Source organism: Cyanobium sp. LEGE 06143 (assembly GCF_015207535.1).
Classification (GTDB): Bacteria; Cyanobacteriota; Cyanobacteriia; order PCC-6307; family Cyanobiaceae; genus NIES-981.
The window spans coordinates 1-9,696 of the sequence record NZ_JADEWP010000089.1; the positions used below are offsets into that span (position 1 = coordinate 1).

A 9,696-nucleotide genomic window follows, 5' to 3' on the forward strand; every position below is an offset into this window, starting at 1 on the left:
TCTCAGCAGCGGGCACGGGCTCCGTGCTGGCTGCCTCGGCTTCGAGGCTGCCGAGCGGCAGGCCGGCTGCGGCGGCCAGGGCCCGGCGCTGGGTTTCGGCCTCGAGATAGGCGCCGGTGACGATCGGCTCGACGGGCGTCATCTGGTGGGCCACGGTGCAGTAGCGGTGGGTGGGCCGCAGGCTGCCGCGCTCAGCCAGCGCCTCATTGCCCACCTTCTTGCGCAGCTTGATCACCGCATCGAAGATGGCCTCGGGCCGCGGCGGGCAACCGGGCAGGTAGAGGTCCACGGGAATCAGCTTGTCAACGCCCCGCACCGCGGTGGTGGAGTCGGCGGAGAACATGCCGCCGGTGATCGTGCAGGCGCCCATGGCGATCACGTACTTCGGCTCAGGCATCTGCTCATAGAGGCGCACCAGGGCCGGGCCCATCTTCATGGTCACCGTGCCGGCCACGATCAGCAGGTCGGCCTGGCGCGGGCTGGAGCGGGGCACCAGACCGAAGCGGTCGAAGTCGAAGCGGGAGCCGATCAGGGCCGCGAACTCGATGAAGCAGCAGGCCGTGCCGTAGAGCAGGGGCCACAGGCTGCTGAGCCGGGCCCAGTTGTGCAGGTCATCGAGGGTCGTGAGAATCACGTTCTCCGACAGATCGGAGGTGACAGCCGGGCTGCCGACGGGGCCGCAACTGGCGGCACGCACGTCCCGCAGCGCATCGATGCTGGGGCTGGTCTGGGGGGTGAGGGTCATGGGTTCCGTCAGCTCCACTCGAGGGCGCCTTTGCGCCAGGCATAGGCCAGGGCCACCACAAGGATGGCAATGAACACCAGGGCTTCAATGAAGGCCAGGAGCCCCAGCCGGTGGAAGGCCACCGCCCAGGGATACAGAAACACGGTCTCCACGTCGAAGATCACGAAGACCAGCGCAAACATGTAATAGCGGATGTTGAACTGAATCCAGGCTCCGCCAATGGGCTCCATCCCGGATTCGTAGGTGATCTCCCGCTCGCCGCCGCGACTGGTGGGCGACAGCAGCTTGTTGGCGACGAGGGCGAGCACGGGAACGGCAGCCGAAATCAGCAGAAAGCCGAGGAAGGCGTCGTAGCCGGAGAGCACGAACATGGGGGCGAGCCCAACGTGGCGCGCAGTCTGGCATCTGCAACCGGAAAGCCACGGCCTCGCTTGCAGCATGGTTCCTAGAGTCAGGTCCCCCAGCCCGACTCCGGTGACCGAAGAGATCACTCCGCAGGGGCAGGAGATCCCTGCCCAGCAGCCGGCTGAGCCGGCCGCTTCTGCTCCGCAGGCGGTTCCGGCTCCACCGGACTCGGTTCCCGGCGAGCCCGTCGACGATCCCGACAGCCACCGCTTCGAGTGCCGCAGCTGCGGCTTCGTCTATGACCCGGCCGAGGGCGTCAGGAAACTGGCGATTGCCCCGGGGACGCCGTTTTCCGATCTCGACCCCGTTTCCTTTCGCTGCCCGGTGTGCCGCAGCAAGGTGGGGGCCTTCATGGACATCGGCCCGCGCAGCAAGCCCAGCGGCTTTGAGGAAAACCTCAACTTCGGCCTCGGGGTCAATCGGCTCACCCCGGGGCAGAAGAATGTGCTGATCTTCGGGGGATTCGCCCTGGCCTTCGCCTTTTTCCTCTCCCTCTATTCCCTGCGTTGATGCCCGCGCCGATGAATCGCTCCTCCTCCAGCTCCCCGCTCCGCCCCCGCCTGCTCTCCTCGCTGTGCTCCCTGCTGCTGGTGCTGGGGATCAGCCTGGGGCTGGGTGGCTGCGTCACCACCAGCCTGGCCCGCACGGTCGACAGTCCCTGGGAGTCCGTACCCCTCAACACCACGGCCAACCCGCTGGCCGTGGCCTTCTCCGACGCCGACCACGGCTTCCTGGTGGGCAGCAACCGGCTGATCCTGGAAACCAGCGACGGCGGTGCCAGCTGGGAGGAGCGGGCCCTCGATCTGCCCGAGGAGGAGAACTTCCGCCTGATCAGCATCGACTTCCGCGGTGACGAGGGCTGGATCGTGGGTCAGCCCGGCCTGCTGCTGCACAGCTCCGATGCCGGCCGCAACTGGAGCCGCCTGTTCCTCGACACCAAGCTGCCCGGCCAGCCCTACCTGGTTACGGCCCTCGGCCGGGACACGGCCGAACTGGCCACCAGCGTGGGAGCCATCTACGACACCAGCGATGGCGGTGCCAGCTGGCAGGCCCGGGTGGGGGATGCGGCCGGCGCCGTGCGCGAGCTGCGCCGCAGCCCCGATGGCCGCTACGTGAGCGTCAGCAGCCTGGGCAATTTCTTCTCCACCTGGAATCCCGGCCAGGAGGTGTGGCAGGTGCACCAGCGGGTGAGCAGCCAGCGCCTGCAGACCATCGGCTTCCGCCCTGACGGCACGCTCTGGATGCTGGCCCGCGGTGCCCAGATCCGCTTCGGCAGCGATCCCGCCGAGCCCGAGCAGTGGAGCAAGCCGGTGATCCCGATCACCAATGGCTACGGCTACCTCGACATGGCCTGGGATCCCCGTGGTGGGATCTGGGCCGGCGGCGGCAGCGGCACCCTGCTGGTGAGCAGCGACGACGGCCGCAGCTGGCAGCAGGACCCGGTGGGGGCCCAGGAGCCCTCCAACTTCACCCGCATCGTGTTCAGCCGCGACGGCAGCAAGGGCTTCGTGCTGGGCGAGCGCGGCTCGCTGCTGCGCTGGGTGGGCTGAGGGACGGCCCGCGATCCAGCGGCGTTTCTCAGGCTCGCCAACTTCTGTAACCAAGGGGGACGGCCGCTCCCGCAGGGCCAGACCCTCCCCCTAGGATCGCCGAGCTGAACGCTTGTCGCTATGGCTGCCGGCTCTACAGGGGAACGCCCGTTCTTCGAAATCATCACCAGCATTCGCTACTGGGTGATCCATGCGGTCACCTTGCCAGCGATCTTCCTTGCTGGCTTCCTGTTCGTGTCCACCGGCCTGGCCTATGACGCCTTCGGCACGCCTCGCCCCGACGCCTATTTCCAGGCCCAGGAGAGCAAGGCTCCCGTTGTGAGCCAGCGCTATGAGGGCAAGAGCCAGCTTGACCTGCGTCTGCCATAAATCCCCATGACCCAGTCTCCCGTCTCGACCACGCCGCGCAACTATCCGATCTTCACGGTGCGCTGGCTCTCCGTTCACGCCCTGGGTATTCCCACGGTGTTCTTTCTGGGGGCCTTGGCGGCCATGCAGTTCATCCGTCGCTGAGGTCTCCTGCCATGCAACGCAACCCGAACCCCAACAACCTGCCGGTTGAGCTCAACCGCACCAGCCTCTACCTGGGGCTGCTGCTGGTCTTCGTCACCGGTGTGCTGTTCACCAGCTACTTCTTCAACTGATCCGGAGGGCACCCCATGAGCGGCAAGAAATCCAACATCCCAGATGGCCGGATCCCGGATCGCCTGCCTGACGGCCGTCCGGCTGTGGCCTGGCGCTCCCGCTGGACAGCAGGCGTTCTGCCCCTGTGGCTGGTGGCCACCGCCGGTGGCATGGCTGTGATCTTCGTGGTGGGCCTATTCTTCTACGGCTCCTACACCGGCGTCGGCTCTGCCTGAATCCTGGCCCGAATCCCAGCCCAAGCCATCCCCAGCAATGCCTCTCCCCGGTGGACAGCCAGGCTGCCACCGGGGTTTCCTGTGGGAGACGGTTTGGCTGAAGCCTCGACCTCCGGCCCGTTTCCCGCTCTCCGGTGAAGAAGCGCACCCTCCTGAATCACGGGGCCCTGGCCTGGTTTGCGGGTGCTCTGCTCAACGCCTACGGCCAGCTGATCCTGCTCACCTCCCGCGTCGTGGTGCGCCGCGACCAGCTCAGTGCCCGTTTGATCGGCGCGCAGGGGCGGCCGGTGATCTATGCGCTCTGGCATGGCCATGTGTTCTTCATGCCGATGCTGCGCATCAGCAGTGGACGCCCGGTGGCGGTGCTGCTCAGCGCCCATCGCGATGCCCAGATCGTGGGGGTGGCGGCCCGCATGCGCGGCGTTGAGCTGGTGGCCGGCTCCTCCACCCGGGGGGGTGTGCGGGCCTATCTGCAACTGCTTCAGCTGCTGCGCCGGGGACGCTCCATCTGCATCACCCCGGACGGCCCCAGGGGCCCTGCCCGGCGCGTCAAGCCCGGTGTCGTGCACCTGGCCCAGCAGTCGGGGTGTGCCGTGGTGCCGGTGGGCCTGGCCGTGCGCCGGGGGTGCCGGTTGCGCTCCTGGGACCGCACCCTGCTGCCCTTCCCCTTCTGCTCGGCCGTGCTCAGCCTGGGGGCGCCCCTGTGGTTGCCGCCGGTGGAGGATGCCGAGGCCCTCGCCCTGCAGGCCGAACAGCTGGAGGCGGCCCTGGAAGCCGCTTCGGAGCAGGCCTCCCGTGCCCTCTGAGCCGGTGACACCGCCGGTGCTGGGCCTGCGCCTGCTGCAGACCCTGCTCACCCCCGGGATCCTGCTGCTGCTGCTGCTGCGGCTGTTGCAGGGCAAGGAGGAGTTGCGCCGGTTGCCGGAGCGGCTGGGCTGGGCGGGCCATCAGCGCCCCCCCGGCCCCCTGATCTGGATGCACGGCGCCAGCGTCGGCGAGCTCACGGCACTGTTGCCCCTGCTGCGGGAGCTGGGCGCAGCCGCTGCCGAATCGGGCCTGGAGCCACCGGCGCTGCTGGTCACCTCAGTGAGCCGCAGCTCCGCCCAGCTGGCCCAGCGGCTGCTGCCGGAGGGGGTGATCCATCAGCTGGCGCCGGTGGACCACTGGCTGGCCCTGGTCCTGTTCCGCCGCCACTGGCGGCCCCAGCTGGGGTTGCTGGCGGAGGCTGAGCTGTGGCCGGAGCTGGTGCTGGCCATGCCGCGGCTGCACCTGGTCAATGCCCGCATGAGCGAGCGCTCCTACCGCCGCCACCGCCGCCTGCCGGCCTACGCCGCCTGGCTCTATGGCCGTGCCCGTCTCTGCTGGGCCCAGTCGGAGCCCGATGCCGCCCGCCTGCGTCGGCTGGGCGCCACCCAGGTGGAGGTGGTGGGCTCCACCAAGCGGGACGCCGATCCCCTCGCCGCGGACGAGGCGATCCTGGCCCGGCTGCAACCGCTGCGGCGCCGGGGGCCGTTGCTGCTCCTGGCCAGCAGCCATGCCGGGGAGGAGGAGCTGCTGCTCCAGGCCCGCCAGCGGCTGCAGCAGCAGCTGGGCCCGCTCACCCTGGTGCTGGTGCCGCGGCACCCGCCGCGGGCTGCCGCCGTGCTCGAGCTGGCCCGGCGGCAGGGCCTTGTGGCCATTCTCTGGAGGGAGCTGGCCGCCAGGGGCCCGGCTGACCATGCTGATCTCGACGTGCTGGTGGTGGATGTCCTGGGAGCGATGGGCAGCTGGATTGCGGCGTCGGATCTGGTGGTGATGGGCGGCAGCCTGGCTGCGGGGGGACACCGGATAGGGGGCCACAATCCCCTGGAGGCCATCCGCGCCGGCAAACCCGTGGTGTGTGGGCCGGACATGGCCAACTTCGCTGGCCTCAGCGAGGAGCTGCAGGCCGCCGGTTGGCTCCATGCCTGCCCCACCGACGAGCTGCTCTGGGCTCGGGTGGTGGAGCTGCTGAGCCGGGGGGCGCCGGCGCCACCCCCCTTGCGTCTGGAGGGTCCCTCGCGCCGCATCGCCAAGCGCCTGATCGCTGAGCTGGGCACTGCCGATCTCAACGACGCCGGGCCGGCCGACGCCCACCTGGCCCGGGAGGCGCGCTGATGCTGATCCGGCCGCCTGCGTTCCTCTACCAGCGCGGTCCCTCCCTGAGGGCACGGCTGCTGCGGCCCCTGGCCGTGCTCTATGCCCTCGCCAGCGGGCTGCACCGGGGTTGGGTGCGACCCCTGCGCCCAGCGGTGCCGGTGGTGTCGATCGGCAACATCACGCTGGGCGGCACCGGCAAGACCCCCCTGGTGATCGGCCTGGCCCGGGAGCTGGGCAGGCGGGGGGTGCGCCTTGCCGTGCTCACCCGCGGCTACGGCAGCGGTCGCCGCTCGCCGATCCGCCTGGAGGGCGGCCGCGGCCGGGAGCCGCTGGCGCCGGAGGCGGGGCGCCGTGCCCCCCTGCGGCAGGTGGGGGATGAGGCCCTCGAGCTGATGGGCAGCCTGCCAGGCGTGCCGGTGTGGGTGGGTTCTGATCGCCGCTCCGCGGCCCGCCAGGCGGTGGCCGAGGGGGCCGAGCTGCTGCTGCTGGATGACGGCCTGCAGCACTGGTCCCTGGCCCGCGACTGCGACGTGACCGTGCTCGATGAGCGCCATGGCCTCGGCAATGGGCTGCTCTTCCCCGCTGGACCCCTGCGCGAGCCGGCCTCCCAGCTGGGGCGCGCCGACCTGCTGGTGCTCACCGGCAGCGGTGCTGCTCCCATGGCCGGCGGCGACCCCAGCGTGGACCTGCCTGATCTGGGGGACCGTCTTGCCCCAGAGCAGTTGGGCTGGCCCGCCGCCAAACCCTGGTTGCGGGTGCCTGCCAGCCTGCAGCCGGCCCCCAGCCTGCGGGGACGGCCGCTGCTGGCCTTCTGCGGCATCGGCTTGCCCGGCAAGTTCTTTGCGGCGCTGCGCCAGGCGGGGCTGCAGCTGGTGGGGAGCCAGGCCTTCCCCGACCACCACCCCTATGCTCAGGCCGATCTGGAGCGGCTGCTGGCCATGGCCCAGGCCCGGGGAGGAGCCACGCTGGTGACCACCGTGAAGGACTGGCATCGCCTGCCCCCCCATTCCCGCAGTGTGGTGGCGGCCGTGCCCCTGGTGCTGGATCCTGAGGCGCTCAAGGCCCTGGCCGACCTGGTGCAGGAGCGGTTGCGGCTGGCATGGAGCTGAGCCCGGCCCCATTGCGGCTGCTGGTGGTGGCGGGTGAGGCCTCGGGCGACCTGCACGGCGGCGCCCTGCTGCAGCAGCTGCGCTCTCGCCTGCCCGAGGCCGAACTCCTGGGCGTGGGGGGCGAGCGGATGCGGGCCGCCGGCCTGCTGCAGCTGGCCGATGTGCGCCATCTCTCCGCTGCCGGGGTGGTGGAGATCCTGGGCAGCCTCGGCCGCCATTACCGGGTGATGCGGCTGCTCAAGCGCCAGATGGACCGCCACCGCCCGGCGGCCGTGGCCCTGATCGACTACCCAGGTTTCAATCTTCTGGTGGCCCAGGAGGCCCACCGGCGCGGCATCCCGGTGTTCTTCTACATCGCTCCGCAGGTGTGGGCCTGGGGCCAGGGGCGGGCGCGCCGGATGGCCGGCTACATCGATCGTCTGGCGGTGATCTTTCCCTTCGAGGCGCCGCTGTTCAATGCCCACGGCCGGGCCTTCGCCCGCTACGTGGGCCATCCCCTGATGGATGGGCTGGCGGTGACCTCCAGCCGGGAGGTCACCCTGCGGCGCCATGGCTTCCAGCCCGATCAGCGGCTGTTGCTGCTGTTGCCGGGCAGCCGCCGCGCCGAGATCCGGCTGCTGCTGCCGGCCCTGCTCGCCGCCGCCGCCGTGTTCCGCCGGGAGGGCTGGCAGGTGGGCCTGCTGCGGGCCCCCACGGTGGACCAGACCTTTCTCGAGCAGGTGGCCGGGGAGACCCCCCTGCCCCGCTGCTGCTCCGGCGAGGACACCAACAACCTGCTGCACGCCGCCGATGGCGCCCTGGTCAGCTCCGGCACCGCCACCCTGCAGGCCGCCCTGCTGGGTTGTCCCCACGTGATCGTCTACCGCTTCTCGCGGCTCACCTATCTGTTGGCCAGGCTGGCCACCCGCCATCGGGTGATCGGTCTGCCGAATGTGATTCTGGGCCGGGTCGCCTTCCCGGAGCTGGTGCAGCGGGCCGTGACGCCGGCCAACCTGGTGCGGGAGCTGCGCCAGCTGCTGGCCGATCCCGCCGGGTTGCGCCAGGCCGTGGAGGAGCTCCGCAGCAAGATGGGGCCGCCGGGCGCCTCGGCCCGGGCGGCCGACGAACTGGTGGATCTTGTGCGATGAGCAGGCCTGTGTACCGGCGCTTCCTGGCCTACGGGAAGCCCTATCTGTGGCCCACCTTTCTGCTGGCCCTGCTGTTCAACCTCGGCTATGGGGCCTCCACGGGCTTCGTGCCGCTGGTGATCCGCCACCTCTTCGACGACGTGCTGCCCAGCAGTGATCGGGGCCGGCTCTACAGCGCTCCGGCCGTGATCCTGGGGGTGATCGTGCTGCGGGCCGTCTGCCAGTACCTGGGGGCCTACCTCACCGAGACGGTGAGCCAGTCGATCACGGCGGATCTGCGCTCCGATCTGGCCGCCAAGGTGATGGTGCTGCCGCAGTCGTACATCGACCGCCATCCCTCCAGCACCCTGATCTCGCGTCTGCTCAGTGATGTGACGCTGGTCAAGACCGGCATCGTGGACGGCTTCTCCTCGATCTTCAAAGATGCGCTCACCCTGCTGGCCCTGGTGCTGGTTGCCTTCTACCAGGACTGGCTGCTGGCCCTGATCGCCTTCATTCTCTTTCCAGTGGCGATCCTGCCGGTGCTGCGCTCCTCGAAGAAGGTGCGGCGCCACTCCAGCCGCGGCCAGTCAAGCCTGGCGCGGCTGGCCAGCTACCTGCAGGAGTCGCTGGTGGGCTCCCGGGTGGTGAAGGTCTTCGGCATGGAGGCCTATGAGCTGAAACGCTTCCACGAGGAGAACACCGCCGTGCTCAAGGCGGCCCTGCGCACCACCAGGGCCAAGCTCGCCAACCAGCCCCTGATGGAGCTGCTGGGGGCGGTGGGGTTCAGCGCGGTGCTGGTGTACGGCGGCGAGGCGGTGATCAGTGGCAGCCGCACCACCGGCAGCTTCTTCGCCTTTCTCACCTCCCTCTACCTCTGCTACGCGCCGTTCAAGGGGCTGGCGCGGGCCAATGCGGTGCTGCAGCAGGGGGTGTCGGCGGCCCAGGATCTCTTCGCCATCCTCGACACCCCAGTGGATCCGGTGGAGGCTCCGGTGCCGCGGCAGTTGCAGGGGGTGGCCCGGGAGCTGCGGGCCGAGGCCCTGAGCTTCGGCTACGGCACCGACCCCGTGATCCGCCAGTTGGAGCTGAGGATCCCCGTGGGCAGCACCGTGGCCCTGGTGGGCCCCAGCGGCGGCGGCAAGAGCACGATCATCGACCTCTTCTGCCGCTTCTACGACCCGGACGCCGGCCGGATCAGCATTGACGGCATCGACATCCGCGAGCTCTCCCTGGCCTCGTTGCGGAGTCTGATCTCGGTGGTGGATCAGAACACCTTCCTGTTCAACGACACGGTGGCAAACAACATCGCCTATGGCCATGCCGCCGCCTCCCGCGCGGCCGTCGAGGCCGCGGCCCGGGCCGCCAACGCCCATGGCTTCATCGCCCAGCTGCCCCAGGGCTATGACACCCTGATCGGCGAGAACGGCACCCTGCTCTCAGGCGGCCAGCGGCAGCGCATCGCCATCGCCCGCGCCCTGATCAAGAACGCCCCGATCCTGTTGCTCGACGAGGCCACCTCCGCCCTGGATTCCGCCTCGGAGCAGGTGGTGCAGGAGGCCCTGGATCGCCTGATGAGCAACCGCACCACCCTGGTGGTGGCCCACCGGCTCTCCACGGTGGTGAACGCCGACCGGATCTGCGTGATCGAGGCCGGCGCGATGGTGGAATCCGGCACCCACCGGGAGCTGATGGCTCGCGGCGGCCGGTATGCCGCCTTATTTTCGACACAATTCGCAAACCCTTCCGTGGTGTCGTCCCGATGACCATCGCCCCCAGCCGTTCCCCGGCCCCCTCCGGCGC

The 9,696-nt window shown here is 70.0% G+C and carries 13 protein-coding genes; 11 read left to right on the plus strand and 2 right to left on the minus strand.

Features of this window, described 5'->3' with window-relative positions:
- Together nuoB and ndhC are read right to left on the minus strand one after the other, a co-directional pair.
- Nucleotides 1-745 (minus strand): NADH-quinone oxidoreductase subunit NuoB (gene nuoB, locus IQ216_RS07685; protein WP_193815017.1); only part of this gene is annotated, 745 nt, incomplete at its 3' end.
- Nucleotides 746-753: 8 nt separating this feature from the next.
- Entirely contained in the window at nucleotides 754-1,116 is a 363-nt protein-coding gene (gene ndhC / locus IQ216_RS07690; RefSeq protein ID WP_186697425.1) for a photosynthetic/respiratory NAD(P)H-quinone oxidoreductase subunit C, read from the minus strand.
- Nucleotides 1,117-1,219: 103 nt separating this feature from the next.
- Here ndhC and IQ216_RS07695 point away from each other — a divergent pair, with 103 nt between their 5' ends.
- From IQ216_RS07695 to IQ216_RS07745, 11 genes are all read left to right on the plus strand, one after another.
- Entirely contained in the window at nucleotides 1,220-1,660 is a 441-nt protein-coding gene (locus tag IQ216_RS07695) for a rubredoxin (RefSeq protein ID WP_370566662.1), read from the plus strand.
- A gap of 11 nt (nucleotides 1,661-1,671) precedes the next feature.
- A complete protein-coding gene (locus IQ216_RS07700; RefSeq protein ID WP_228007272.1) occupies nucleotides 1,672-2,700 on the plus strand; it encodes a photosynthesis system II assembly factor Ycf48 in 1,029 nt (342 codons plus the stop codon).
- Nucleotides 2,701-2,820: 120 nt separating this feature from the next.
- Nucleotides 2,821-3,069: a cytochrome b559 subunit alpha gene (psbE, locus tag IQ216_RS07705; RefSeq protein ID WP_186697419.1), complete on the plus strand. Its 249-nt coding sequence runs from the start codon at nucleotides 2,821-2,823 to the stop codon at nucleotides 3,067-3,069.
- 6 nt (nucleotides 3,070-3,075) lie between these two features.
- Nucleotides 3,076-3,213 carry a cytochrome b559 subunit beta gene (psbF, locus tag IQ216_RS07710; protein ID WP_006909199.1) on the plus strand — a complete coding sequence of 46 codons (138 nt, stop codon included), beginning with the start codon at nucleotides 3,076-3,078 and terminating at the stop codon, nucleotides 3,211-3,213.
- Nucleotides 3,214-3,224: 11 nt separating this feature from the next.
- Nucleotides 3,225-3,344 (plus strand): photosystem II reaction center protein L, encoded by a 120-nt coding sequence (locus tag IQ216_RS07715; protein WP_186697418.1) that lies wholly within the window; start codon nucleotides 3,225-3,227, stop codon nucleotides 3,342-3,344.
- Nucleotides 3,345-3,359: 15 nt separating this feature from the next.
- A complete protein-coding gene (locus tag IQ216_RS07720) occupies nucleotides 3,360-3,560 on the plus strand; it encodes a photosystem II reaction center protein J (RefSeq protein ID WP_186697417.1) in 201 nt (66 codons plus the stop codon).
- Nucleotides 3,561-3,694: 134 nt separating this feature from the next.
- Nucleotides 3,695-4,366, plus strand: a complete 672-nt coding sequence (locus IQ216_RS07725; RefSeq protein WP_193815020.1) for a lysophospholipid acyltransferase family protein — start codon at nucleotides 3,695-3,697, stop codon at nucleotides 4,364-4,366.
- Nucleotides 4,356-5,696, plus strand: coding sequence for a glycosyltransferase N-terminal domain-containing protein (locus tag IQ216_RS07730; RefSeq protein ID WP_193815021.1), 1,341 nt, complete (start codon nucleotides 4,356-4,358; stop codon nucleotides 5,694-5,696). The genes IQ216_RS07725 and IQ216_RS07730 overlap by 11 nt, the downstream gene beginning before the upstream one ends.
- Entirely contained in the window at nucleotides 5,696-6,787 is a 1,092-nt protein-coding gene (gene lpxK, locus IQ216_RS07735) for a tetraacyldisaccharide 4'-kinase (protein ID WP_193815022.1), read from the plus strand. Before IQ216_RS07730 ends, lpxK begins: the two co-directional genes overlap by 1 nt.
- The gene (gene lpxB / locus IQ216_RS07740) at nucleotides 6,778-7,914 is read left to right on the plus strand and encodes a lipid-A-disaccharide synthase (RefSeq protein WP_193815023.1); all 1,137 of its coding nucleotides are present in this window, start codon (nucleotides 6,778-6,780) and stop codon (nucleotides 7,912-7,914) included. The genes lpxK and lpxB overlap by 10 nt, the downstream gene beginning before the upstream one ends.
- Nucleotides 7,911-9,659 (plus strand): ABC transporter ATP-binding protein, encoded by a 1,749-nt coding sequence (locus tag IQ216_RS07745; RefSeq protein WP_193815024.1) that lies wholly within the window; start codon nucleotides 7,911-7,913, stop codon nucleotides 9,657-9,659. Before lpxB ends, IQ216_RS07745 begins: the two co-directional genes overlap by 4 nt.
- Nucleotides 9,660-9,696 lie beyond the last annotated feature (37 nt).